29 protein-coding genes are annotated in these 22476 nt (G+C 64.5%); 16 read left to right on the forward strand and 13 right to left on the reverse strand.

All coding sequences use genetic code 11. From position 1 onward, the window contains the following. The first annotated feature begins 72 nt into the window (after window positions 1-72). Window positions 73-1332: a DUF222 domain-containing protein gene (locus AB0I14_RS30885; RefSeq protein WP_358030398.1), complete on the forward strand. Its 1260-nt coding sequence runs from the start codon at window positions 73-75 to the stop codon at window positions 1330-1332. A gap of 72 nt (window positions 1333-1404) precedes the next feature. Here the strand turns inward: AB0I14_RS30885 and AB0I14_RS30890 are convergent, their stop codons facing one another. Continuing rightward, the gene (locus AB0I14_RS30890; protein WP_358030400.1) at window positions 1405-2013 is read right to left on the reverse strand and encodes a hypothetical protein; all 609 of its coding nucleotides are present in this window, start codon (window positions 2011-2013) and stop codon (window positions 1405-1407) included. A gap of 294 nt (window positions 2014-2307) precedes the next feature. Here AB0I14_RS30890 and AB0I14_RS30895 point away from each other — a divergent pair, with 294 nt between their 5' ends. Then, window positions 2308-2997, forward strand: a complete 690-nt coding sequence (locus AB0I14_RS30895; RefSeq protein WP_358030402.1) for an MspA family porin — start codon at window positions 2308-2310, stop codon at window positions 2995-2997. A gap of 18 nt (window positions 2998-3015) precedes the next feature. Here the strand turns inward: AB0I14_RS30895 and AB0I14_RS30900 are convergent, their stop codons facing one another. Beyond that, window positions 3016-3696: a hypothetical protein gene (locus AB0I14_RS30900; protein WP_358030405.1), complete on the reverse strand. Its 681-nt coding sequence runs from the start codon at window positions 3694-3696 to the stop codon at window positions 3016-3018. 509 nt (window positions 3697-4205) lie between these two features. Further along, window positions 4206-4634, reverse strand: coding sequence for a cellulose-binding domain-containing protein (locus AB0I14_RS30905; protein ID WP_358030408.1), 429 nt, complete (start codon window positions 4632-4634; stop codon window positions 4206-4208). A 373-nt stretch (window positions 4635-5007) separates the two neighbouring features. Between AB0I14_RS30905 and AB0I14_RS30910 the strand changes: the two genes are divergently transcribed. Both AB0I14_RS30910 and AB0I14_RS30915 read left to right on the forward strand, forming a co-directional pair. Next, window positions 5008-6411: a hypothetical protein gene (locus tag AB0I14_RS30910; RefSeq protein WP_358030411.1), complete on the forward strand. Its 1404-nt coding sequence runs from the start codon at window positions 5008-5010 to the stop codon at window positions 6409-6411. A gap of 36 nt (window positions 6412-6447) precedes the next feature. Then, entirely contained in the window at window positions 6448-6909 is a 462-nt protein-coding gene (locus AB0I14_RS30915) for a DUF805 domain-containing protein (RefSeq protein ID WP_358030413.1), read from the forward strand. 166 nt (window positions 6910-7075) lie between these two features. Here AB0I14_RS30915 and AB0I14_RS30920 read toward each other — a convergent pair whose 3' ends face one another. After that, window positions 7076-7477 carry a type II toxin-antitoxin system VapC family toxin gene (locus tag AB0I14_RS30920; protein WP_358030415.1) on the reverse strand — a complete coding sequence of 134 codons (402 nt, stop codon included), beginning with the start codon at window positions 7475-7477 and terminating at the stop codon, window positions 7076-7078. A gap of 136 nt (window positions 7478-7613) precedes the next feature. Here AB0I14_RS30920 and AB0I14_RS30925 point away from each other — a divergent pair, with 136 nt between their 5' ends. From AB0I14_RS30925 to AB0I14_RS30935, 3 genes are all read left to right on the forward strand, one after another. After that, entirely contained in the window at window positions 7614-8069 is a 456-nt protein-coding gene (locus AB0I14_RS30925) for a DUF1942 domain-containing protein (RefSeq protein ID WP_358030417.1), read from the forward strand. A 72-nt stretch (window positions 8070-8141) separates the two neighbouring features. Continuing rightward, complete coding sequence (locus AB0I14_RS30930) at window positions 8142-8792, forward strand: maleylpyruvate isomerase family mycothiol-dependent enzyme (RefSeq protein ID WP_358030420.1); 651 nt, start codon at window positions 8142-8144, stop codon at window positions 8790-8792. 37 nt (window positions 8793-8829) lie between these two features. Further along, on the forward strand, window positions 8830-9696 hold the full coding sequence (locus tag AB0I14_RS30935; protein ID WP_358030422.1) for a hypothetical protein: 867 nt from the start codon (window positions 8830-8832) through the stop codon (window positions 9694-9696). Window positions 9697-9712: 16 nt separating this feature from the next. Here the strand turns inward: AB0I14_RS30935 and AB0I14_RS30940 are convergent, their stop codons facing one another. Both AB0I14_RS30940 and AB0I14_RS30945 read right to left on the reverse strand, forming a co-directional pair. Then, the gene (locus tag AB0I14_RS30940; protein WP_358030424.1) at window positions 9713-10165 is read right to left on the reverse strand and encodes an N-acetyltransferase; all 453 of its coding nucleotides are present in this window, start codon (window positions 10163-10165) and stop codon (window positions 9713-9715) included. Between the two features lie 95 nt (window positions 10166-10260). Then, window positions 10261-11031 (reverse strand): alpha/beta hydrolase, encoded by a 771-nt coding sequence (locus AB0I14_RS30945; protein ID WP_358030427.1) that lies wholly within the window; start codon window positions 11029-11031, stop codon window positions 10261-10263. Between the two features lie 352 nt (window positions 11032-11383). Between AB0I14_RS30945 and AB0I14_RS30950 the strand changes: the two genes are divergently transcribed. Continuing rightward, a complete protein-coding gene (locus tag AB0I14_RS30950) occupies window positions 11384-12061 on the forward strand; it encodes a cutinase family protein (protein WP_358030609.1) in 678 nt (225 codons plus the stop codon). Between the two features lie 21 nt (window positions 12062-12082). Here the strand turns inward: AB0I14_RS30950 and AB0I14_RS30955 are convergent, their stop codons facing one another. After that, window positions 12083-12625: a GNAT family N-acetyltransferase gene (locus AB0I14_RS30955; protein WP_358030429.1), complete on the reverse strand. Its 543-nt coding sequence runs from the start codon at window positions 12623-12625 to the stop codon at window positions 12083-12085. Between the two features lie 169 nt (window positions 12626-12794). Between AB0I14_RS30955 and AB0I14_RS30960 the strand changes: the two genes are divergently transcribed. The 3 genes from AB0I14_RS30960 to AB0I14_RS30970 all read left to right on the forward strand — a co-directional run bounded on the left by AB0I14_RS30960 (window position 12795) and on the right by AB0I14_RS30970 (window position 14847). Next, window positions 12795-13301 carry a DinB family protein gene (locus AB0I14_RS30960; RefSeq protein ID WP_358030431.1) on the forward strand — a complete coding sequence of 169 codons (507 nt, stop codon included), beginning with the start codon at window positions 12795-12797 and terminating at the stop codon, window positions 13299-13301. Between the two features lie 33 nt (window positions 13302-13334). Next, window positions 13335-13766 (forward strand): DUF4440 domain-containing protein, encoded by a 432-nt coding sequence (locus AB0I14_RS30965; RefSeq protein ID WP_358030433.1) that lies wholly within the window; start codon window positions 13335-13337, stop codon window positions 13764-13766. A gap of 154 nt (window positions 13767-13920) precedes the next feature. Then, a complete protein-coding gene (locus AB0I14_RS30970; protein WP_358030436.1) occupies window positions 13921-14847 on the forward strand; it encodes a hypothetical protein in 927 nt (308 codons plus the stop codon). Between the two features lie 28 nt (window positions 14848-14875). Here the strand turns inward: AB0I14_RS30970 and AB0I14_RS30975 are convergent, their stop codons facing one another. Then, complete coding sequence (locus AB0I14_RS30975; RefSeq protein WP_358030439.1) at window positions 14876-15310, reverse strand: VOC family protein; 435 nt, start codon at window positions 15308-15310, stop codon at window positions 14876-14878. 122 nt (window positions 15311-15432) lie between these two features. Between AB0I14_RS30975 and AB0I14_RS30980 the strand changes: the two genes are divergently transcribed. Beyond that, window positions 15433-16344, forward strand: a complete 912-nt coding sequence (locus tag AB0I14_RS30980; protein WP_358030441.1) for an MBL fold metallo-hydrolase — start codon at window positions 15433-15435, stop codon at window positions 16342-16344. Window positions 16345-16968: 624 nt separating this feature from the next. Here the strand turns inward: AB0I14_RS30980 and AB0I14_RS30985 are convergent. Beyond that, complete coding sequence (locus AB0I14_RS30985; RefSeq protein WP_358030444.1) at window positions 16969-17106, reverse strand: hypothetical protein; 138 nt, start codon at window positions 17104-17106, stop codon at window positions 16969-16971. A 93-nt stretch (window positions 17107-17199) separates the two neighbouring features. On the opposite strand from AB0I14_RS30985, the gene AB0I14_RS30990 reads away from it, so the two are divergent. The 4 genes from AB0I14_RS30990 to AB0I14_RS31005 are packed head-to-tail and all read left to right on the forward strand — an operon-like array spanning window position 17200 to window position 19458. Continuing rightward, window positions 17200-17529, forward strand: a complete 330-nt coding sequence (locus AB0I14_RS30990; RefSeq protein WP_358030446.1) for a winged helix-turn-helix domain-containing protein — start codon at window positions 17200-17202, stop codon at window positions 17527-17529. After that, a complete protein-coding gene (locus AB0I14_RS30995; RefSeq protein WP_358030448.1) occupies window positions 17529-18167 on the forward strand; it encodes a cation transporter in 639 nt (212 codons plus the stop codon). The genes AB0I14_RS30990 and AB0I14_RS30995 overlap by 1 nt, the downstream gene beginning before the upstream one ends. A 21-nt stretch (window positions 18168-18188) precedes the next feature. Beyond that, window positions 18189-18806 carry an isoprenylcysteine carboxylmethyltransferase family protein gene (locus AB0I14_RS31000; protein WP_358030450.1) on the forward strand — a complete coding sequence of 206 codons (618 nt, stop codon included), beginning with the start codon at window positions 18189-18191 and terminating at the stop codon, window positions 18804-18806. A gap of 13 nt (window positions 18807-18819) precedes the next feature. Further along, a complete protein-coding gene (locus tag AB0I14_RS31005; RefSeq protein WP_358030452.1) occupies window positions 18820-19458 on the forward strand; it encodes a class I SAM-dependent methyltransferase in 639 nt (212 codons plus the stop codon). A 20-nt stretch (window positions 19459-19478) separates the two neighbouring features. On the opposite strand, the gene AB0I14_RS31010 is transcribed toward AB0I14_RS31005, so the two are convergent. The 4 genes from AB0I14_RS31010 to AB0I14_RS31025 form a co-directional block, all read right to left on the reverse strand. After that, on the reverse strand, window positions 19479-19874 hold the full coding sequence (locus AB0I14_RS31010) for a tautomerase family protein (RefSeq protein ID WP_358030455.1): 396 nt from the start codon (window positions 19872-19874) through the stop codon (window positions 19479-19481). A 133-nt stretch (window positions 19875-20007) separates the two neighbouring features. After that, window positions 20008-21222, reverse strand: a complete 1215-nt coding sequence (locus AB0I14_RS31015) for a trypsin-like peptidase domain-containing protein (protein ID WP_358030612.1) — start codon at window positions 21220-21222, stop codon at window positions 20008-20010. A gap of 375 nt (window positions 21223-21597) precedes the next feature. Further along, a complete protein-coding gene (locus AB0I14_RS31020) occupies window positions 21598-21810 on the reverse strand; it encodes a GNAT family N-acetyltransferase (protein WP_358030457.1) in 213 nt (70 codons plus the stop codon). Between the two features lie 253 nt (window positions 21811-22063). Then, entirely contained in the window at window positions 22064-22474 is a 411-nt protein-coding gene (locus AB0I14_RS31025; RefSeq protein ID WP_358030459.1) for a transglycosylase family protein, read from the reverse strand. Window positions 22475-22476: the final 2 nt, after the last annotated feature.

A 22476-nucleotide genomic window follows, 5' to 3' on the forward strand; every position in this document is an offset into this window, starting at 1 on the left:
CCACAAAATCCCAATTCCCGCAACAGAAAAGTTCCCTCCATCGATGTCATACCCCTCTGCGATGATGGCGCTATGCCTTCGACCGCAGCCTCTTTCGCCGCAGAGGCCAGCCCAACTCAGAGGGTGGAGGTGCTGTTCGAAGAGTTGTCAGAGTTGACCGGTCAACGCAATGCCATTGATGGTCGGATCGTGGAGATTGTCGCCGAGTTGGAGCGTGACGAGTTGTGCGGTGCCACCGGTGCCCGCTCGATCGCAGCCCTGGTGGCCTGGAGGACCGGCGCAACACCACGCAACGCCGAAACTGTGGTGGCGGTGGCACGTCGGCTCGACGAATTTCCCCACTGCGCCGAAGGCATGCGCGAGGGCCGACTGTCGCTGGATCAGGTCGGGGTCATCGCCGAACACGCCGCCGATGGATCCGATGCGCACTACGCGGAGTTGGCGGCCAGCGCCACCGTCACGCAATTGCGCACCGCGGTGAAATTGGAACCGCGACCTGAACCTGAACCGAAACCGGAACCGCAGCGGTCGTTCATCCGAAGCGAGCGCGACGGGTACACCACCTACACCATCCGGTTACCCCGCGTGGAGGCGGCGAAACTCGATGCCGCCCACGCATCGCACCGCGATGCGCTGATCGCCGACTGGCAACGCGACCACACCACCGACGACACAGGTGCGCCGACCTCGGATCAAACCCCGCCGTTTCCGAACAATGTCGATGCGTTCATGAGTGTGGTCGAGACCGGCTGGGACACTGAGGTGGCGCGTCGCCCGCACGGCCAGCACACCACCGTGGTGGTACACGTCGACGTCGACAAGCCGGTCGCCTCACTGCACCTGGGTCCGGTGCTGACCGACGACGAGCGTCGCTATCTGCTCTGCGACGGCACCTACGAAGCCTGGTTCGAACGGCACGGCCAGATGATCGGTGCGGGCCGTACCACCCGACAGATCAGCCGCCGGCTCCGTCGCGCCCTCGAGCACCGCGACCGCTGCTGTGTGGTGCCCGGTTGCGGGGCTACCCGCGGCCTGCACGCCCACCACCTCCAACACTGGGAAGACGGCGGTCTCACCGAACTGGACAACCTCGTGCTGCTGTGCCCGTATCACCACCGGCTGCACCACCGCGGCGGCATCACCATCAGCGGACCCGCCGGCCGCCCTGTCGTAACCGACCCTGCCGGCAAACACTTGCATGGCGGATCGCTGGCCCGTCCACCGAAAAACCCTCCGCCCGCAGTCGCACCCTGCCCCGGACCGACCGGCGAACGCGCCGACTGGTGGTGGTACCAACCATTCCAACACCAGGCACCACCAACGACCAACTAGGCTGCCGACCTACACCGCACCCGTATCGTGCTGTGTAGCAGCATCTTTCACGCTCTGCTTCGGCACCACCATCTACAGCCCGGACGGCACGACCTTGTCGTTGACTGTCACCTCAACGGCGCCGGTCTTCGCGTTGTACTCGACCTTGCCGTGCTCGAACGTCGACACGACTAGATCGCCGTCGGTGTTCTCGTCGCTGGTGGGGACGCCCAGCGGACCTGCCGAGCCGTTATCGCCCGTGATCGCGGGCTTGCCGTCCGGGTCGCGCGGGACATTCCAGGCCTCCCGGATCTTGCCCCCGGTGATATAGGCAGGCGTGCCCACCTTGTCGTTCTTGGCGACGATCACGCCGCCCTGGAACTGCTGGAACACCACGCCGCTCTCCCGTGTACCCGCGTTGCGGTCACCCGTCAGCGGCTTGCCGAGAGTCTCCTTCTGCTCCTCCGTTGCCGACGAGTACTTGGCAGCGATCGGGCCGGTCAGCGTCACCTCGACGTCTCTCTCCCCGTCCAGCTTCACTTCCTTGGGCTGCGGAGGGGCTTCAGTCGCGGAGGTGACGATCAATTCGACCTGAGGCGGCGCCGACGCGTCGACGCCCTTGCTATTGCTGCAGCCCGCGGTGATCAGCGCGACGGCGGTCAGGCCGACAACGGCCGTGTGGCGGTATGCGCTCGTCCTCATGGGTTTCCTCTCGCCTCTTTCTGCGGTGTGGGTCAAGTTACAGCTGAACCCTCGTCCGGCCGGGACTATAACCGAACCACTTGAGTGGCGCAGGCGATCACGGTCTGCCACCGCCGTTGGACGGCGTAGCGGAACCGCCCCTTAGATAACTTCTGCGCGAATAGAACTCACTGAGCTGCGCCTCGCTCCCCTTACCGTAACCGGACACGGTCGACCGTCCGCGGCCTCGGGCCGTGGACGCCCACGGCTGCTGTCGATCCCCGCATTTCGACCACGAGAGGCGCATTAGCACGCATGTTGAATCGTTTCGCCACGCTGGCTGCTGTCTGCATGTTGGCCCCGGTAGCGTTGGCGCCCCTCGCGTCGGCCGACCCGCCTCCACCGCCGCCGGACCCCGCCGTGGCGGCCGTTGATGCCGGGCCCCCGCCGGACAACGGGCTCGTCGCGTCCGCCGAGCCGGGTGTCGCCACCACCCCGGACGGTTGGAAGCTCACGGTCGCGGCGAAAGACGAGAGCCAGTTGCCGGTCGCGCCGCTGACCACCGCTGTGTCGTCGCGTGAGTACCTGGTGGCCGCTACGTTCACCGGCACGGTCACCGGCGGCGGCTCGACCTCGCTGACCGGCGGCACGCTGGACACCGGCTACCAGATCGGATGCGGCATCGAGCTGGGTCAGGTCCGGTTGGTCGGGTCGATCGGCCTGAGCACGTCGGGCTCGACGCTGGCCGGCATCATCCCCACCGGTGTGAGCATGCCGATGTCGGGCAGCGTGGAGGTCCACCCCAAGCCCGGCACCGTCACGAACGTCTCGGTGAACAAGAAGTCGTTCAAGGCGGCGCCCGTACGCGTTACGGTGAAGGACGTCCACATCAAGGTGGACGGCTGCCTCGGCCAGTCCTTCCTGCGCTCGTACGCGACCCTGACCAGCTCCACCACCGACACCGACGATGTGGTCGCTTACTACGGCATCACCAAGTCGGTGTGACGGGCTGGGCGCGAAGGGTTAGGTGACTGGTTGCAGCACAGAGCCGGCGGCCTGGCTGTACAAGTCTGCGGCAGCGCTCATCGCAGCCTTGATCGTGTTGTAGTAGTGAGTTCCGACGCCGCCGCCGCGGAACTTGAGCAGCTGCGGGTTCTGCGCGAGCGTGGCCGCCAGCACACTGTCGCCGTTGATGCCGTACTTCTTGGACGCCTCAGTGAAACGGGCGATGAACCGGGCGATCGCCTTGTTGGGGTCTTGACGCTCGGCGACGGTGCCGAAACTGGCCTTCTCCTGGAACAGGCCGATGACCTCATCAGCCGCTCCCCCCGGGCCGCCATAGGCCTGCACGCCGCCGGACGCGGTCGGGCGGAAGGTGGACTCGATTTTCGCGGTGGCGATGACGGTCTTGATCTGGTCTTCGCTCAGCCTGGCGGCGTGGCCCTGGCTCACGATGGCCTTGACGATGTCCGGTGCGCTGGAGTCTTTGGTCACGACCACCGGTCTCGGGGGGATGACCGCGGCCTGTTTGGTGACTGTCTCCCCCGCCGGCGGTTGCTCAGCCGCGACCACTGTGTGCCGGTGGACGGGACCGGAAAGCAAAGTGGCACCACCGAGGCCCGTAACGACGAGAACGCTGGTAATGATTCTCTTCACTTGTCTCTGTTTTCCGAACGTCTCGATTGGTCCGCCGAACTTCGGCATGGTCTTGCTCTCTTCTGTGGGGTTTGAACTTGTGGAGCCGTGTCAATCACGAGCGCACCCTCCAACCGCGCCTCTCGGCGCCAAGAAGGCAGGGATGGACCGTGCACCGGTCGATTTGCGGCGACCAAACGCCGGATCCGACCAGATGCGCGCGACTAAGAGTTTGCTGCGTGCGTTACAGCCGAGGCGATGCAAGAGTCTGGCCGCCGCCGACACGTCAGATTTGTGGCAACTACCACCCTTATTGCCACAGTGTGATTGGTGTCACTTTACCTGGCACTACAGAGGTGTAGTAATTAGCCGAGAACTGTATTGGAACACCCGGAATCTTGCAAAACCCAAGTACAGGCTCGGTCGCCAGCGGCTGGTGCACGCCTGATTGGTGATGGGTCTTTCGTTTGCCAACAAGCAGGTCGTGGCGCAGACGATGAAATCCACTGGCCTGGATGCGGAGCCGATAGATCGGAGGGCGGCGGTCGTAGCCATCGAGCTTCCGTCCGCGGTCGCCGCTAGCTACACAAATATTGCCCGTTGAGCACGCAATTCGACGGTGGTACATACGAGCCGGACAACACGCCTCTGAGGCCGCCTGTGGCGGTACCGCCGGGTGCAATGATGCGATTCCAATTCGCCGGCGTGAGCACATAGTGCGTGCCATATCGCGTGAGGTTGCTACTCCACGTGTGCGAGACGGATTCGCCCATCGGCAAGTCGAATTCAAGCTTCCAATCGGATAGCGGCACCGTGCTCGGGTTGGTGATGGTGAAGTGGCCGATGAAACCGGTCTGCCATGTCGATGACACCGACAACCTCGCCGCGGGCGCAGCCGCATGAGCTACGGGGGCCAGGGCGAGTCCGGGGATGGCCACGATCAACGCCGACACGGTGACGTGAAGCGCTGTGCGCCAGCGCTTCACGAATTTGTCCAATGCCGCCATGGTGGCCAAAGGTAAAGCCAAATAGGCGATGTCGGCGCCTCGCATCGCGGGTTAGCTGCAATACCTTTGCTCAACTGAAACCGTCATGAAATCTCCAGCCCCCTCGATCTTGTAGCGGCCCAGCCCTCCTCCAAGCCGCAGAAGGCACGACGGGCGGGGCCAGTCAGCCGGGAAAATCGCGTTCGAAACGTTCGCCGCCGCCGGCAGCCGTATGTATAAACTTCGTCAGCCGACGATGGCTGGGAACATGCGGAAAGTTGTGGTCATCCGCCAGGAAACGATCGGGACAGCCATGGGTCGGCACAGTGCCTCGTATATCGCAGCGCAACATCGACTTTCCACCGGGCCGATCGCGCCGGGAGCAGCAAAGCACGTGGGTCGCGTCGGTCTGTTGGCGCTGACCTTGGGCCTCGGTGCGGTGGTGGCAGGAAGCGCCGGAATCGCCAATGCCGAAGGCCCCGTGGGCAATAACGCGGGTGGTCCCGCGGCACAATCGTCGGATTCACCGACCGGTTCCGGCACGGTCAAGGGACCGCCCTCCATCGGATCGTCCGGCGCCAAGACGCGCAAGCTCGGGTTGTCACCAGTTCCACGGATCAAGCCGGCCAACAGTCGCCGGGCGCCGATCGGCGATCATCAGGGCGCCGACGGTGGTCTGGTGTCGATACCGGGGGTGTCCGTGCGCATTCCGCAGAAGAACCCTGCTCCCCTGGGCTCCGGCGCACCGATCAGAGCGACCGGCACCTCGGCCTCGCCCCCGAGCGTGCGTCCCAACGCCACTCGGATCCGCCCACGCCTGGCTGCCACACCGACCGCCGACCCGACTCCCACCGGCTCTCCCGCCACGGACCCGTCCGTCGACTCGCCTTCGGCGACCGATGCGGCCCCGATCACCACGGCGACGTTCGCCACGGCAGCGCGGGACGAACCGGCTATCGCCACTTCAGTCGCGACCGTGGTCTCGGGCGTCTTGTCCGCCCTTGCCGCCACGCCGTCGGCGGCGAATACCGGTGGCGCACCGGCAGTGCCGATGCCGATGCCGATGGTGCAGGCAATGCTGCAGTTGGTACACCGGGAAATCGAACGCACCGCCCTCGGCGCCAACCACTTCGGGCCGGCGGCCGGTTCCACCCCGATCGGCGTCAACGCTGTTCCGGCCATTGCACCTGGGGTCCCGACCCCCGCTGATCAGGTCCCCACGGTCTACGGCGACATCGGCAAATGGATGCTGCAGTCCAACGGTCAGATCTCCGATTACGGTGGGCTGCCGTATGGCGGCAGGACGGTGTTGGAGCCGGTCAACGTCATCATCGTCGATCCAACGTCAACCTCAGCCGCTGAGGCCGCCTGCAAGCTCAACACGGTGATGTTCTGGTCCGGTTATCCCGCCCAGCCCATTCACAGCACCGGGTTCCAAGGCACGATCGACGACGTGACCTACGCGCAGCAGCCCACTGGCCCGTTGCTGGGCTTCTCGGACAATTTCTTCCTGTTCCCCAACAATCACGGCCGGATCTTCGGGCCTGACCCGGTGGAGACCAGCACCGGGTATGTCTGGAGTGGCTCGTTCAGCACCGAACAGTTCGTGATCTACGACCTGCTGCCCAGACATGCGTACGTCTCGTCCAACCTCGCCCGCAATGCGCTGGCGATGCGACTCATCGCCAGCGGCCAGGCGACCTATGGCGGCATGGTCCCGATGGACAACTCGTACAACACCGTCACCACGACAACCGGCGACCATGATGGCTACGCCGTGGTCATCATCTTGAAATAGCCGCGTGCACCACCAACTGATCGAGGAGAGGCACCGATGATCCACAGCGAGGGAACCCCTTTCGATACGCACCCCGAGTACGAACCGGTCGGTGCGACCGATCCAGCCGACCTCACGCTGCCGTTGTACGGAGCGACATTCGGCCAGGCATTGTCGCGGTTCTTTCGCAGCTACGCCCGCTTCTCGGGCCGTGCGTCGCGCAGTGAGTACTGGTGGGTCCAGCTGGCAGTCACAGTGGTCGCCGTTCTCTGCGTGGCATTCGTCGCCGTAGCCGGAGATGCCAGTGCACTCGGGCGCTTGTCCCTGGTACCCGTGGTGGTATTCGTGCTGGTATGCGTGGTTCCAAGCTGGGCACTGTTGGTCCGCAGGCTCCACGACGCCGACCTATCCGGCTGGCTGTCCCTGCTAACTGTTGTGCCCTATATCGGATTCGTGTTGCCGGTCGTCTTCGGCGTTCTGCCGTCCAAACACTTTGGGGAACGCTTCGACCGCCGTTGAGAACCGCCCGCCATCCCGACCGCGACGGTTGCCCTTGGGCCACAAGCGCGGCATGACCAGCTGACCTACGCGGCCGAAGGGCTGCGCTGAACCCACCACTGAGCGTGCAGGCGCCGACGCACCGGCAGACGAAGTGCATCGCGCCCGACGAAGTCGAACCGCACCGCTATAGCCGCAAAATCTCTGCCGGGGAAACGGTTTCGACGAACGCACGCGCCGCATCAGCGAGTTTCCGGTCCGCAGTGGCCAGCGCATCCGCCTGCAGTTGGGTCAGTGCGATGTACTCGGCCTGGTACGTGTCCGGCCAGTCCAGCTGGGCGGCTATTCGCCACGCGCGGTCCTGCAGCGCCCGGTCACCCAAGAGTCGGATCCGCAGCCCACGGATACCGTCGAGAACCTTTCGGCCGCTTCGTTCATCGATCTCGCCGCGCCGCACCGATTCGTACACCAGGGCGAGCGCCTGCGAGCGCAGCAGCGTCGGCGCCACCAGGTTGTGCTCCGGTGGAATCGTCGCTCCATCGGCGGCGAGCTTGATGGCTACCGGAGCATCGACGACAAATGCTGTCATGTCAGTACCTTCGCACGGGCAGCGGCCACTGGGCAGCCGGTAGCACGTTTGAGGGCCCCACGTTTGGATACACCACTAGTGAAACAGAAGGCAATTACTCCTGGAGACAACAGGAATACGGCGGAGGGAGCTCACCGTGGCATTCTCACAGATCGCAACGAAAACGCTGGCAGTTGCTGCCGGGATCACGGCAGCCGGAATTGTGGCAGCGACTCCGGCATTCGCGGATCCGGAAACGCTGCAGTTTGGCCAATCGGCAGAGGTTCCCAGTACAGGCGGAGCCATCGAGTACACCGTGAGCAACTTGCAACCCAGTGGTCACAACGACGGGATCTGGTATTCCGACGTAACGGCCCAAGCCCTGAGTGGCTCCCCAACTCCGAACATCTCCGATTTCAACGCGCGGGCTGTCAACAGCTCCACCTACGCGGATATGAAGGGAAACCAGACGGACGGCCTGGCCAACCAACCGCTCGCGCCCGGTGCCCAAACGACTGGCCGGGTCTATTTCGACGTACGAGGGGGCACAGCGCCCGACAGCGTCGTATATCGGGACTCCGGAGGCACCGACAAGGTGGTCTGGAAGGGCTGATCTTAGGTACGTTCCCGTTGCAGGTCGTCAGATAACCGGCGCCGGCGCCGGTTATCCAGTAACACTTTGGACATGACGATCGCAGAGGACGTCAAGGCCGAACGAGCAGCATTGACGGAGTCGTTGATCGAGTTGGGTCCGTCGGCCCCTACCGCGTGCGGGGGGTGGACCGCACTGGACCTTGCGGCCCACTTGGTGGGTGAAGAACGCTACGCCGGGGTGACTACGTTCGTCGCTCGATCCCTGGTAATACGTGGCGTTTCGGTGGCGGGCACGCCGAAGATGGTGGACACCACGCTTGGTCGGGAGCGACGTCACGGTTTTGCGGCGGTGATCGATCGCTTGCGCCGGCCCGTACCCAGGCTATTGCTGCAGCCATCGGTGGCTCCGCTGGCTCTGTTCGAATACTGGACCCATTACGAGGATCTCGTCGGTTTCGACACACGAGCCCACGCGGTCCCGGCCACACTGGTGGAGGTCATTCCGCTCGTGCTGCGCTATCAGCTAAAGAAGCTGCCCGCCGGCGTTCGGGTGACGGTCGGCACCAGCGACGGCCACCACCGCTGGTCGGTCGGACCGAAGTCGGGGCCAGAGGTGATTCTCGGTGGCTCTCCCCCAGATCTGGTCCGATGGCTGTCGGGACGTCGAGCAGCAGGCGAAATCGCCATGGCCGGGCCCGGCACAACGGTGCAGGAATTACGCGCATTCGGGGGTCACGTGTGACTGCCGGAAACCGGAGTCGCCTCGCTGTGAGGTTGCCGTGACCGTCGACGACGACCTCAACTCGCTCTACGTGCAGCGGCCCGAGGAGTTCACCACACGGCGCAATGAGCTCGTCTCAGCGGCAAAGAAGCGTGGTGATATGAAGGCGGCCAAGGTGATCGCTGCGGCTCGACGGCCGACAACGGCTGCGTGGGTGGTGAACCTGCTCGCACTGACCGACGCGACAGTCCTCCCGAAATTGACCAGCTTGCACGAAGCGCTGCGCGCCGCGCATGCGGCCATGGATGGACAACGTATCCGCGAGCTGTCCACGGCGCAGCGGTTACTTGTGCAGGACCTGGCCCGCGCTGGATTCGCGGCCGCCGAAGTGCCTGATCCGACAGCGGCATTGCGCGACGACGTCACCGGCACACTCCAGGCGGCGATCGCCGATCCCGAGGTCACCGCACGTTTGGGCCGGCTGTCCAGAGCGGAAGAGTGGTCGGGGTTCGGTGACTTCGGCGCGTCGTCCGCCGTGATCACGCGGGCCCGGTCCGACACGGGGTCCGCGCCGAGGACCACCCCACCGTCGACGACGACGGAGCAGTCGCACGCGGACGCTGCCGCGGTCGAGGAGGCCCGACGCCACCGTGACGCCACCGCATCCGAACTGAGCGAGGCGGGCGCCGCACACGACGGCGCGCTCGCAACGGTGACGGAGCGCCGGCACAAAGTCACGACCGCACGCCGGCGCTACGAGAAAGTACTCGAGACCCTCGCGGCCGCGCAGCACGACCTCGAGGCGGCCGACGCACAGCTCGACCTGGCGCAGCAGGCCGCCGATGAGTTGCAGAGCAGGTTGCGAACTGCCGAAGTGGCGCTGGCGCAGGCAGAATCGCAGCTGACCCGACTCACGGGCGAGTGACGGTGCGATTCAAGCGTCAGACGCCGAAGGGTTTCGCATACGCAACCTCACCGCTGGGTACCGCCGCATCAGGATTGAGAGTGAGGGCCAAGAAGTTGTCATCCGGTGCCGCAAATGGCGCAGTGATACCGAGACGCGATGCCGGACCGAACCCGAAGCGCGGGTAGTAATCAGCATGCCCCAGAACGACAACCAGGTTTTCCCCCAGATGTCGCGCTCGCTCGAGCCCTGCTCGAATAGCTGCCGAACCAGCTCCACTGCGCTGGAGATCGGGCACGACCGCGCAGGGTCCGAGTGCGAGGGCGGGATGACTGTCGACTGTGCATCGCGTGAGCAACGCATATCCGACAATCTCACCGGTGACGTCGCAGCTGACGATGGACAATCCGTCGATCCAGGCGGCCGGGTCTTCTCGGAGCGCGTCGACGAGGTTCGCTTCGAGCTCCGTGGGAAACGCAGCCGCGTTCACGGCGTGGATGCGACTGACATCCTGCGGCTGCTCAACTCGGGTACTCCACATATCCAATCTTCTACTCGCTCCCTGCAGTTCACGTGAGACGTGAACTACTTCCGCTCCCCCGACGCCGCGGCGCCCTCACTCCGCCCGAGATGCCGGGGAAAGAACCGAGTGTCGACCCGGTCTGTGGGCACCGGGTGATGCCGACCCGGGAAGGCATGTAGCACTTTGTCTTCCGAGGCGAAGGCATCGAACAACTCGAGACCGAATTGCCGCGGGATCTCCTTGTCGTCCCACGGGAGCAGGAACTCGATCGGGATGGTTACCTGTCTCGCCGCCTCGAGCAGCGCATCGTGTGCGACAACCCCACCGAAGAGCGCAGCGGTGATCCGAGGCTCGACCGCGGCCAGCGGTATTCCGACCGCGCTCGCCAGCGTCATACCGGAGTAGCCGATCGGCGCGCACGTACCGATCTCGGGCAGGGCCTGCACGGCGTCGATAGTCGCCTGCCATTCCGGGACAGCGCGTTGGGCCACTGCGTGGCAGTAGTCAGCGAGGAACCGGCCGAACGACGGGCTGCCGTCTGCCCGAGCCTGTTGGAAGGCGGTGACCAGGCGAACATCGGCTGCACTGCGTGGCCGCTCGCCATGTCCTGGCGCGTCGATGGAGACGACGTGAAAACCGTCCGTGAGCACCGAGGAATGTGCCCGCCCGACATGCCCCGGGGCCTTCTTGTCCAGTCCGCCGGGGTGTCCGGCCAGGATGACGGGCCCGCCGTCGGGACCGGTTTCCGGTGACCAGAGCACACCGGTGATGTCGTCCAGGGTGAAGGTGCGTTCGATGACGCCGTTCGACGACGTCTCAGAGGTGAAATGCATAGTGGTGCCTTTCGGAAGTGCCATTGTTCAGGCGCTCCTGGCGACACCTACCGCGATCGCCCAACCGTGCACACGAGTGGGAGCACCCACAGGGTTACAGCGTCCATGGGTCTCACCTCCTCGCGTCTTTCCACGGTCGCGGCGACGCTATCAAGTCGACCGCGACCCCGTCCAACGGTTTTCCGCGCCCGTGCCCTGGTGCCACCGAGCGCGCCACGTGCTCTTGCGGGCGTTACGTATCATCGAGTTCGGGCAATCGGCCGTCCGACCCCGACGCGAAGGTTCTCCTATGCACACAATCGATTGCAGCCAAACTCCCGCGGCGCCCAACCGCCGGAGAATCTACGGGCTCATGGGCCTGCTCGCGGCCTCGTTCACCGCGTCGGCACTGGTGAGCGCCCCGGCACCCATCGCCAACGCGGCCCCATGTCCCGACTCAGAAGTGGTGTTCGCCCGCGGGACCGGAGAGCCGCCAGGCGCCGGCGGTATCGGACAGGCGTTCGTCGATGCCCTGCGCGCCAAGGCCGGCCCGAAATCTGTCGGTGAGCACCCGGTGAATTACCAGGCCAGCGCCGACTTCACCGACGGCATCCAGTTCGCCCTCACAGTTATCGACGGCATCAGGGACGCAACCAACCACATCCAGGCAGTGGCCGCCGACTGCCCCGCCACCAAGATGGTGCTGGGCGGGTTCTCCCAGGGTGCTGCCGTGGCAGCGTTCACTACTTCGGCCGATATCCCTGCAGGTGTCCCGGCGGCGTTCGTACCACCTCCGATGCCTCCGGAGATCGCTTCTCACGTGGCTGCCGTGGCGTTGTTCGGGAAACCGTCCAACCAGTTCCTCAGCGATGCTGGGGCGCCTCAGATCACCATCGGGCCGTTGTATGTGCCCAAGACCATCGATCTGTGTGCCACCGGTGACAGTGTGTGTAACGGTGCCGCGCCCGCGCCGCCCGGCGGCGCGCACAACTCCTACATCACCAACGGCATGGTCGACCAGGCCGCGCAGTTTGCGGTCAGCCGGCTGTAGCGCCGGTCACCGCCGTCACTGCTACCAGAGATCGCCGACGCGCCAATCACAGACCAACGGTGTCGATTTCGCGAAGTCGGACAGTGTGCTCGACGGCGTAAGAAGAAAAATGCGGTCGGCAGCGTCATAGGTATCGACCACTCCGTCGGGTGTGTCGGCGTGAGTGGGGCCATCCCAAGGCATCCACCCGCGACTCGCATAGAACTGCGCCGCGCTCTCCACGGCGTTGAGCGCACCGATGGCGTGCCGCGTGCGGACGATGGACTCCGCGTGATCCATCACGAGTCGTCCCAGCCCGCGGCCCCGCTGGTCGCCACGCACCGCAACCCCTTCGACGTAACCGGTGGCGAAGGCACGATCATCATGTCGCAGAGTGCGTGTCACCACCGCCGCGTGAGCCACCAGCAGACCATCATCGGTGACCAACACATGCACCCCATCAGCGCCGTGGAGCCAGTCATATGCGCGAAAGCTGTCCCCGAATGCCGACCGGACCAATGTCTCGGCGGTATACAAGTCGTGCTGACTCAGTTCCCCCGGCTCAGCGATCAAGACATCTACCACCAGTCCAGAATGCCACCCTGGGCGCGCTACTTCGGGGACGACGCGCGCGTCCCGCGGAATCGGACGCCTCGCTCACCTCTCCCGATTTCGGGCCTGTCCCGTACGCCCCGGCCGGGGCGGTCGGGTCAAACCAAGTCTTCAACCACCCAGCAGAATGGAGTGAACCCCTGTGGGTACCAACCGAATTACCTCCGGTTCGGAACGGGAACTCATCGAGAACGTGCTCGATCGCAATCGTGCCGCGCTCATTGCGACCGTGCGTGGGCTGTCCGAGGCGGACGCCCGCCGGCAACTCGTGACGTCGCTGACAACACCGATCTCGTTGATCAAGCACGCGGCTGCCGCGGAACGGATTTGGTTCCAACGGTTCTGGGCAGGGCTCGATGAATCCGAATGCGACGGCTACTCGAACCGAGACGAAGGCACCTTCGCCGTCGCCGCCGACGAGTCACTGGACGACGTGATCGCCGAGTTCGAACGCGCCAGTCAACGATCACGGACTATCGCCTCCCGTTTCGATCTCGACGCCACGAAGGACAATCCTCGCGAAGGAACGGTCAGCATGCGATGGACCCTGCTCGCCATGATCGAAGAATTCGCCAGGCACGCTGGTCATGGCGACATCCTCCGCGAACAGATCGATCAGCCCGGTAGTCGTGACAGTGAAAATCCTTGACCTCAAGTGCACTTGGGATCTTACGGTTGATCGATGATGAAGCAACGTCCGAGCTTGGATACTGCAACCGTCGATGGTTCTGAGGCAGTGCGTGATCTCATCGATCATCTTCAGCGTGGCGGCGATGCCGGAAACGCCGACGTCTATGACGGCATGTTCGCGGCCGACATCCTTTGGGGAACGCCAAAAGGCATGGTGCTCAAGGGTTATTCGAATCTCAATCCGATCCACCGTCGGATGATGAGCGGCCCCCCAATCACGCCCGCGTCGCGCTTTGAACTCGCACAGGTCATCTGTCCCGCACCGGAAGTGGTCGTTGCACAGATCCGTCGCAGCGCACTTGACGGCGGTTTCAGTGAGATGGCGATGTACGTCTTGGTTCGGCACAACGACACATGGTGGGTCTCAGCGGCGCAGAACACGCCAGTCGTCGATACCCTCCCGACGATGTCGGCCCCACGCTGACCCTCTGAACGCGACGGGGGATCATTTGACGCAGCAAATGAACTCTGCGAAATAACCGGGATATTGCTGTGGGGTTCCTGGGAGTGGTTCCAATAATTTCGACCCCGCGATGCACTATTGTGCTGTCCGATTATTGCGAGAATGATTACCGGTCATGGCTGCGAAATCGAATAGTGCCGCAGACGAAATTATTGCGGCGATCAAGGCGGGAAAATTCGGGCAGCGCGAGCTGCCACACAGGGTCGCCGTGCCGGCAACCACCTGGCCCGGTGCGGAGCAGGCGATTTTCGCTGCGATCGATCCGGAAACCTTCACGCAATTGAAGAAGGATCGTCAAGCCCACCTTGCGACTCTTGAGGCCCAGGCCCAGCGGGTCCACAACGAGGCCGTGAATGTGGCGGCGGAGCGTCAGGCCGCCCTTGTGGCGGCGGCAGACGCTCGCAGGCGGGATATCGGGGGCCTGGCGATCGGCCAGTCGGAGTTTCTCCAGACCCCCTTCTTCATCTGGGGCGATCCCGATTATCGGATCGAATCGGTGGCACAGCCGGGTAATAGTTTCGCCAAATTCAAATATCACCGCTTTCAGAACGGGACCGACTGGGTGAGCTTCTGGTTCATGTGGACCAACGACGATACCGAATCCGCAGCAATTGATATTTCTGGCGAACTATTGGTCAACGGGTCGATGGCCGTGCGCGCCAACGGTGGCAACCTGGACCTCATCACCACCTCCGCCACCCTGCAAACCATGCTTCAACCGCTGCAATGGTGGGCTCAGCCCCAAACGCAGCCCACTCCCGCACCGGCGAGTCAGAGCAACCTCATCAAGCAATTGGTGGCCACCGCCCACTGGTACTCGCGCGATTCTCTCCTCGCCACAGATGTTTTCGGCACCACCAGCGTCAGCTGGAACGCGTTCATCGTTCCGGCGCACAGCACCGCGGTGTTCAAGATGTCGTTCGAGTTCAGCCACGGGATCGACGACGGCACCGCCGACGTCGACTTCGAGACCGGCGCCTTCGCGGTCACCTGTCCGGGCATACTCGTGCAGCGCAACCGCTTCCGGCCGCTTCACGAGTGAGCTCGCGGCACGTCAGGCCCGCGGCACCTCAGTCGAGGCAGAACTCGTTGCCCTCGACGTCCTGCATCACGATGCAGGACTCGTTGGTGTCATCGGCCGGCAATAATCGCACGCGCACCGCCCCCAGTGCGACCAAGCGCGTGCACTCGGCTTCGAGCGTCGCCAGGCGCTCTGGACCTACGAGTCCGGTGCCCACCCGGACGTCGAGATGCACACGGTTCTTGACGGCCTTGCCTTCAGGTACGCGCTGAAAGAACAGTCGCGGGCCGACACCCGAGGGGTCGACACAGGCGAACGCCGACCCCTGGCGCTCCGGGCTCAGGGATCGATCGAAATCCGCCCAGGTGTCGAAACCCGGCGGCGCCGGCGGCACCACGTATCCCAGCACTTCGCACCAGAAGCGAGCTACGCGCTCCGGATCCGCGCAATCGAAAGTGACTTGGAATTGCTTGACGGAGGCCATCAGCCGACCCTAGCCACCCGTCGGGCCCGATCCCTGGATAGTTCCGGCGGCCCGTGGACGTTCCCACGAGAAAGACAGGTCATTCGACATGTCGTCGGTGCAGCCCTCAGGAGGAACACGGTATGAGTTTGGACAACATCTCACGACTCGGAAGTCCGGTCGACGAGTTGGTTCCGTCGCGTTATGCGGTGCAAGTTGGCGACATCGAGGTTCTGGTGATCAGCGACGGCGTGCTGCCGATTACCGCCTCAACGTTGGCCACCAACGTCGACCCGTCCAACCTGGCGGGCTGGCTGGACGACAACTTCCTGCCTCCCGAGGTGGTCGACTGGCCGCTGAACATCGTGGTGGTCCGCAGCGGCGATAAGACCATCCTCGTCGACGCCGGGCTGGGGCTGGAATTCCCGGACTTCCCCCGAGCCGGCCAGACGGTCCAGCGACTGGAGGCCGCCGGTGTCGATCTCGGTTCAGTGACCGACGTGGTGCTCACCCACATGCACATGGACCACGTGGGCGGACTGATCACCGAAGGGGTGAAGGAACGACTGCGGCCGGACCTGCGGGTCCACGCGGCGGCTGCCGAAGCGGAGTTCTGGGAGTCACCCGATTTCTCGCGCACCGTCATGCCGCAGCCGATACCGGATGTGCTTCGCCGGGTCGCCTCGCAGTTCTTGGACGACTACCGAGGCCAGCTGCGCACGTTCGAGACGGAGTACGAGGTGGCGCCGGGCGTGCTCGTCACTCGCACCGGCGGTCACACCCCCGGGCACAGTGTGGTCCGCTTGGCGTCCGGCGGCGAGAAGCTGACGTTCGCCGGCGATGCCGTGTTCGCCCCCGGGTTTGACAACCCCGAGTGGCAGAACGGATTCGAACACGACCCCGAGGAAGCCGCCCGCGTCCGCATCGAGCTTCTGCGCGAGCTGGCGGCGACGGGAGAATCGCTGGTGGCCACCCACCTGCCGTTCCCGTCGGTCTGCCACGTCGCGACCGCCGGCGATGCCTTCCGGTGTGTACCGGCCGGCTGGGATTACTGATCGACTGTCGTGATTGGCCGGCGTTCTCTACGGAGAGCGCCGGCCAATCACGCGTTCTCGACGGTGGGGTCGCCCACCTTCGTTTTTGACATGCGCGTCAAACTTCAAGGCCGCGTTGGAGTTTCTGCCAGCGAAGTCGCGGTTTCCCCCCGCGGTAGGTGTGGAACTGCGAGCATGAGCGACAAGGGTGCGACGTTGGCAAACGTCGAGCTGACTTGTTTGGCCCGGATGAAGGAGCGGAAGATGCGTTCGATGATGGCCCTTGAGGTGCGACGCGTGCTCACAAGATCGGCGGTGGCGACAATCTCCGGGATTGCCGTACTGGGCGCGGTTGTTCCGGCGACTACGGCGTCCATCGCTTCAGCGGCACCCCGCATACCCGCGGCTCTCGATTCCCCCACCAGCCCGGATGATCCTGCGTGCGCCACGGAGGGGTGGAATCCAGCCTGCCGGGGAGGCATGTACGACCAGTCGCCAGATGACGGGATACCCGGAGACAACGCGGCGGACGGTGGGATACCGGCCCCCGCAATGGTGCCAAATGTCGACGGGTCGATGAGCCCTCCCGGCACACCCGGCGCCATCTAGTCACAACGCTTCGACCCCGGCCGACGCAGGCCAGATCTACCCGGCATACAACTTCTTGCGGTATGGCGCCAGCGACCGCGCGCCCAGCAGTTTGACCAAAACCCGTTGCGGCAGTGGCACTCCCGCCAGGAGGGATCGGCCCTCTTCGCGGGGAGTGTAATCCAGCACGAGCATGCGTCGCGCTCCAGCCGTCGCAACGAGTATCCGGCTACCCCACCTTGACAGTTCAACATTCCCTGAATTCACCTTCTGATGTACTGTCAGGGCATGGAGACGCTGACGCAGGTCGCGGTACTGGCACGGTTCGGTCATGCGCTCTCGGATCAGACCCGGTCCAAGATCCTGCTCGCCCTCAAAGGCGCCCCGGGATACCCGGCCGACCTGGCCGACGCGGCGGGTGTGTCCCGGCAGAGCATGTCCAATCACCTTGCGTGCCTTCGTGGTTGCGGCCTGGTCGTGGCCGTTCCCGAAGGGCGGCGAACCCGCTACGAACTCGCCGATCCCAAACTCGCCCACGCGCTGAACGATCTGCTGCATGTCGTGCTGGCCGCCGATTCCGAGCAATGCCCCAACGCCGCATCCGAGGGGTGCTGCTGATGACGTCAGGCTTTCAGGAGCCCGCCAGTCCCCTGGCCCCAGCGCGACGGGCGTCGCTGCTCCGGCGGATCCGATGGTTCGTCGCCGCTACCATCACCTACAACGTCATCGAGGCGGTCATCGCTATCGGCGAGGGCGCCCGGGTGTCGTCGACCGCATTGATCGGCTTCGGACTCGACTCCGTGATCGAGGTTTCCTCGGCTGCCGCGGTCGCCTGGCAATTCTCTGGCCCGGACCCGGAGGCTCGCGAGAAGACCGCGCTGCGGATCATTGCGGTGTCGTTCTTCGCGTTGGCGGCCTATGTCACCATCGAATCGATCCGAGCGCTCACCGGAGCCGAGGAGGCCCGGCATTCGGTGATCGGCATCGCGTTGACCGCGGCCAGCCTGGCCATCATGCCGGTGCTGTCCTTTGCCCAGCGCCGCGCCGGCCGTGAACTCGGTTCCCGCTCAGCCGTGGCGGACTCCAAGCAGACGCTGCTGTGCACCTATCTGTCCGCGGTGGTGCTCGCGGGGCTGGTCCTCAACAGTCTGTTCGGCTGGAGTTGGGCCGATCCGATCGCCGCACTCATTCTCGCCGGCGTCGCCGTCAACGAAGGACGCGAAGCCTGGCGCGGCGAAACCTGTTGTGGAGACTGATAACCCGAGGAGATGAAGCTCATGGCCGTAACCGCACTGATTCTCTACCTGATCTTCGCGGTACTGGGGTTCGGTTGGCGTAGTTGGGTCCAGTACCGACAAACGGGGTCGACTGGATTTCGTGGCATCAGCGGGAGGCCCGGCTCGCTGGAATGGTTGGCCGGCATCGGATTCATCGTGTCGATCATTGTCGGTGTGGCCGCGCCCATGCTCCAACTTCTCGGATTCACCGCACCGATCACCTTCCTGCACGATCCATGGATCCAGTCGCTGGGTACCGTGCTGGCCGCTACCGGAATTGCCGCCACCGTCTACGCCCAGCTGGACATGGGCGAATCCTGGCGTATCGGAGTCGATCCCAGCGAGACAACAACATTGGTGCGCAGCGGAGTCTTCGGACTCGTACGCAACCCCATCTTCACCGCCATGCTCGTCTTCGCCGGCGGTATCACGCTCATGACCCCGAATCCGGTCGCACTCTTGGCCTTCGTCATGTTGTCCGCCACGATCGAACTGCAGGTCCGTGTCGTGGAAGAGCCCTACCTGCTGCGGACCCACGGTCAGGCTTATCGTGGCTATTGCGTCTCCGTCGGACGATTCCTACCCGGCGTGGGACGCGACGAGGTTACCCAGCGATAACGAGGTGAATGCCATGGCGCCGACCGATGATCAGCGAGCTCGGTGGAACCGGTACTGGGACAAGAAATCCAGCAGCTACGACCGAGAGATGGGGTTCTTCGACCGCCACCTGTTCGGGGACTCGCGCCAGTGGGTGTGCAGTCAGGCCACCGGTGCCGTTCTCGAAGTCGCGGTAGGCACGGGACTCAACCTCGGCTTCTACCCCGACGACGTCCGGCTGACGGGGATCGACTGGAGCAAGCCGATGCTTGATCTGGCCGAGCAACGCGCCGCCGAACTCGGCCGAGCACCCACCCTTCAGCAGGCGGACGCCCACCATCTGCCGTTCGACGACGCCAGCTTCGACACCGTTGTCTGTACCTTCGGGCTCTGCGCCATTCCCGACCACACCCAGGCCCTCACTGAGATGACCCGCGTACTGCGCCCCGGCGGAAAACTCATCCTGGTCGACCACATCCGAAGCAGCGCGGCGCCGGTGCGGGTGTTCCAACGGGCACTGGAGGTGTTCACGATCCGGCTTGGCGGAGAACATTTCCTACGGCGCCCGCTGGACCACCTCCGCGCCGGCAACGTTCTCGACATCGATCACGTCGAGCGCTTCAAACTGGGTCTCGTCGAGCGTGTCGTCGCCCACAAGCCCCCGACCAGCTGACGAAAAGGGCAGGGTGCCGGTCACACGTTGACGTCGAAGCCCAGATCGACATCGCAGGCAGCCTGCCCTCCACGAATTCCCCAGTTCTGAATCGGGTTGTCACGCAGCACGATGGTGACGTGGTTCGGCGGGATACCCAGTGCCTCCAGGCGATTGACAATCTCCAGGTAGAGGTTCCGCTTGGCCTGCACCGACCGGCCGGCAAAGCAGTCGATCGTCACGAGTGTGTACAGGTCGGGTTGTGCCAGGCCCGGCGAATGCGAGAACCGATGAGGCTCATGGGATACCAGCCGGACATGCTTGTCGCCGACCGGGATCTGGAACGCGACTACAAGTGCATCGTGCACCGCATCAATGATCGCTACCTCTTCGGACTGGAGGTAAGACCGCCGTACCTCGATGAGTGTGCTCGGCATCCGAGAATCGTCACACACATTGTGCGCCGAGGTCACTCGAATTTTCTGTGCTCATGTCCATTGACACCGACGGACACAGCAGTGGGCCCCAGCCCGGAAACACCCGGCTGGGGCCCACTCACTGGTTCTATCGTTACGCCTGGACCTGCCCGAGGGTGACGTCCACGGTGCGTGAAGCTCCCGACGGATCCTCATAGGTCAGCGTCACGGTGTCCCCCGGCGCCTTGGACCGCACCGCAGCGACCAGGGCATCGGGACCGTCGATCACCTGATTGTCGACCTTGGTGATCACCGCGCCGTCGGGCAGACCGGCCGCGGCTGCCGGGCCCCCGGCGACCACACCGGCGACCGCTGCGCCGTTCGAATCGTTCCCGGAGAGCTGGACACCCAGCGAGGCGTGCTGGACGGTTCCCGTCGAAACCAGTTCGTCGGCAATCCGTTTGGCCTGATCCACCGGAATCGCGAAGCCCAGACCGATCGACCCGGCCTGCCCACCGCCCTGCGAACCCTGGCCACCGCCCAACGATGCGATCGCCGAGTTCACCCCGATGAGGTCGCCGTTCATGTCGACCAGCGCACCGCCGGAGTTACCCGGATTGATCGCAGCGTCGGTCTGAATGGCGCTCATCACCGAATTCTGGCCACTCTGCCCATCGCCGGTGGCGACCGGGCGATCCAGCGCGCTGATGATGCCGGTGGTCACCGTCCCCTGCAGGCCCAGCGGCGAGCCCACCGCGACGACGTTCTGCCCCACCTTCAGGTCCTTCGAGGAACCGATCGTGATCGGGGTCAACCCGGACACGTTCTGCGCTTTCACCACCGCGATGTCGTCGTCGGGGTCGGTGCCGACAACGGTGAACGGCACCGTGCGACCATCGGACATGGTCACGCTCGCCTGCATTGCGCCGTTCGTGCGGCCGGAAGTCCTGGCCGACGGTCCGTCAGGCGAATACTGATCGTCACCGGGGAACAGGCCACGTGGCATTCCGGGGAACTGGCCACCAGGTGAGTCCTCGGCCGCCAGCGGTCCCTGACTGCCCGCGCCGCGGGCGGCAGTCGCCACGACATGGTTGTTGGTGAGGATCAGACCGTCCTCGCTGAGGACGATTCCGGATCCCTCCTCACTTCCCTGCCCGGTCTTGATCTGCAGCTTGACCACACTGGGCAGCACCTTGGCCGATACCTGCTCGACCGATCCGGCGGGTGCGGAACCCTTCGGCTGAATCGGGGCGGATCCGGTGGCCGGCGACGGTATGCCGGCGTGGCCAACAGCCGGCGACTGTGCGACAGTCGCGGGCTTTCCGGACTGGTCGACCACTGCGACCGCTGCGACTGCGCCGGTAGCCATGGCCACCGCGGCAGTGCCGGCAACCAGCACGCCGACGCGGGACTTCTTCTTCGGCTGCGAACCGTCCTGTACCGGAGGGGCGTCGAATTTCTGGGTCATCTCGGGATGCAGGCCATACGGAGGAAACGGCTGCTGATAGCCGCTCCGGCTCCATGGGCTTGAATTCCGTTGATCCACCGCCTGTTTCGAACTCCACTCGCGATTGCTACTCTGCGGCGATCTACCCGACCAGTAATTCATTCCGATTGCTTCTTCCCTTGCGACACCGACACATATGCGCCGGGCCGGCGCCTACCTAGATGTTGCAGTGCCGTACTGAGGGTTTGCTGAGAGTGAGCTCGGTGCTGGCCAAGACTTTTTCGACGCTCGAAAGCGCTACTGCCGCAGGAATGTCCTCAGCTGAGCCTTAGCCTGCACCTGCTCGGCACTGAATTGCTCGAAGGTTTCCACGCGCGTGAACCCGAGCCGGTCAGCGAGGCGGAGTGCCGCGAGGTTTGCTGCCTGGGTGATGATGACGATCGGTTGGTCGGCGAGTCGCTGTGCGGCGCAGTGTAGTAACGCACGAGTAGCTTCGGTCGCAAAACCCATGCCCCAGGCATCTGCGAAAGACGTAGCTGAGCTCGAGCTCACCGCCGCCCTCCAGCACGTGACCGGGCAGTTCAGGACCGCGGCGGCCGAGCGTCACCAAGCCGAGCATCGCATCGGATTCCCTGTCGGCCACGACGTAGCAGCCGTCGGCGGCCTTCCTGAGCCGCACCCTGTCGGCCTCGATGCGGATGACAGTGAGCATCTGCGGGTGATCGTCCATTCGCGCTCGAACAGTCCCGGACCGGATGCGCGATCAGCCCAGCGGATTGAGCACCAGGGTGCACAGCCGCGGCAGGTTCCTCAGGGGGATCCAGACCATCACCTGGCGGCAGGTTCCGGTGGCCTGGCCGACCGGTCCGCCGCAAACCGGCCAGGCGCCGAGGCCCTGGGTCTGCATCACGTTGCGCGCCACGCGGATCTGTTCCTCGCGACTCGCCGCGGCCGGCGATCCCATTCCGCCGTGGGAGGTCCACGTGGCTGGGGTGAACTGCAGCCCACCGTAGAAGCCGTTGCCGGTGTCAGCCGCCCAGTTTCCGCCCGATTCGCATTGAGCCATCGCGTCCCAGTTCGGTTCGGCGCCGGCGTTCGGGACTGTCAGGAGAGTCTGAGCCAGGGCGATCGCACCGACGAACCCGAATACGGTGACGACCTTGCGCACGCGCATGT

The organism is Mycobacterium sp. NPDC050441 (assembly GCF_040655355.1).
Taxonomy (GTDB): Bacteria; Actinomycetota; Actinomycetes; order Mycobacteriales; family Mycobacteriaceae; genus Mycobacterium.

What these genes read in the sequence shown, in the direction of transcription:
- AB0I14_RS30985 (WP_358030444.1), bottom strand. Translation starts at nt 17,106, where the DNA reads ATGCTCGTGCTGGATTACACTCCCCGCGAAGAGGGCCGATCCCTCCTG.
- AB0I14_RS30890 (WP_358030400.1), bottom strand. Translation starts at nt 2,013, where the DNA reads ATGAGGACGAGCGCATACCGCCACACGGCCGTTGTCGGCCTGACCGCC.
- AB0I14_RS30970 (WP_358030436.1), top strand. Translation starts at nt 13,921, where the DNA reads ATGGCTGCGAAATCGAATAGTGCCGCAGACGAAATTATTGCGGCGATC.
- AB0I14_RS30995 (WP_358030448.1), top strand. Translation starts at nt 17,529, where the DNA reads ATGACGTCAGGCTTTCAGGAGCCCGCCAGTCCCCTGGCCCCAGCGCGA.
- AB0I14_RS31020 (WP_358030457.1), bottom strand. Translation starts at nt 21,810, where the DNA reads ATGGGTTTTGCGACCGAAGCTACTCGTGCGTTACTACACTGCGCCGCA.
- AB0I14_RS30905 (WP_358030408.1), bottom strand. Translation starts at nt 4,634, where the DNA reads ATGGCGGCATTGGACAAATTCGTGAAGCGCTGGCGCACAGCGCTTCAC.
- AB0I14_RS30945 (WP_358030427.1), bottom strand. Translation starts at nt 11,031, where the DNA reads ATGCATTTCACCTCTGAGACGTCGTCGAACGGCGTCATCGAACGCACC.
- AB0I14_RS31005 (WP_358030452.1), top strand. Translation starts at nt 18,820, where the DNA reads ATGGCGCCGACCGATGATCAGCGAGCTCGGTGGAACCGGTACTGGGAC.
- AB0I14_RS30965 (WP_358030433.1), top strand. Translation starts at nt 13,335, where the DNA reads ATGATGAAGCAACGTCCGAGCTTGGATACTGCAACCGTCGATGGTTCT.
- AB0I14_RS30920 (WP_358030415.1), bottom strand. Translation starts at nt 7,477, where the DNA reads ATGACAGCATTTGTCGTCGATGCTCCGGTAGCCATCAAGCTCGCCGCC.
- AB0I14_RS31015 (WP_358030612.1), bottom strand. Translation starts at nt 21,222, where the DNA reads ATGGCTACCGGCGCAGTCGCAGCGGTCGCAGTGGTCGACCAGTCCGGA.
- AB0I14_RS30980 (WP_358030441.1), top strand. Translation starts at nt 15,433, where the DNA reads ATGAGTTTGGACAACATCTCACGACTCGGAAGTCCGGTCGACGAGTTG.
- AB0I14_RS30990 (WP_358030446.1), top strand. Translation starts at nt 17,200, where the DNA reads ATGGAGACGCTGACGCAGGTCGCGGTACTGGCACGGTTCGGTCATGCG.
- AB0I14_RS30885 (WP_358030398.1), top strand. Translation starts at nt 73, where the DNA reads ATGCCTTCGACCGCAGCCTCTTTCGCCGCAGAGGCCAGCCCAACTCAG.
- AB0I14_RS30915 (WP_358030413.1), top strand. Translation starts at nt 6,448, where the DNA reads ATGATCCACAGCGAGGGAACCCCTTTCGATACGCACCCCGAGTACGAA.
- AB0I14_RS30930 (WP_358030420.1), top strand. Translation starts at nt 8,142, where the DNA reads ATGACGATCGCAGAGGACGTCAAGGCCGAACGAGCAGCATTGACGGAG.
- AB0I14_RS30975 (WP_358030439.1), bottom strand. Translation starts at nt 15,310, where the DNA reads ATGGCCTCCGTCAAGCAATTCCAAGTCACTTTCGATTGCGCGGATCCG.
- AB0I14_RS30895 (WP_358030402.1), top strand. Translation starts at nt 2,308, where the DNA reads ATGTTGAATCGTTTCGCCACGCTGGCTGCTGTCTGCATGTTGGCCCCG.
- AB0I14_RS31010 (WP_358030455.1), bottom strand. Translation starts at nt 19,874, where the DNA reads ATGCCGAGCACACTCATCGAGGTACGGCGGTCTTACCTCCAGTCCGAA.
- AB0I14_RS30950 (WP_358030609.1), top strand. Translation starts at nt 11,384, where the DNA reads ATGGGCCTGCTCGCGGCCTCGTTCACCGCGTCGGCACTGGTGAGCGCC.
- AB0I14_RS31025 (WP_358030459.1), bottom strand. Translation starts at nt 22,474, where the DNA reads ATGCGCGTGCGCAAGGTCGTCACCGTATTCGGGTTCGTCGGTGCGATC.
- AB0I14_RS31000 (WP_358030450.1), top strand. Translation starts at nt 18,189, where the DNA reads ATGGCCGTAACCGCACTGATTCTCTACCTGATCTTCGCGGTACTGGGG.
- AB0I14_RS30900 (WP_358030405.1), bottom strand. Translation starts at nt 3,696, where the DNA reads ATGCCGAAGTTCGGCGGACCAATCGAGACGTTCGGAAAACAGAGACAA.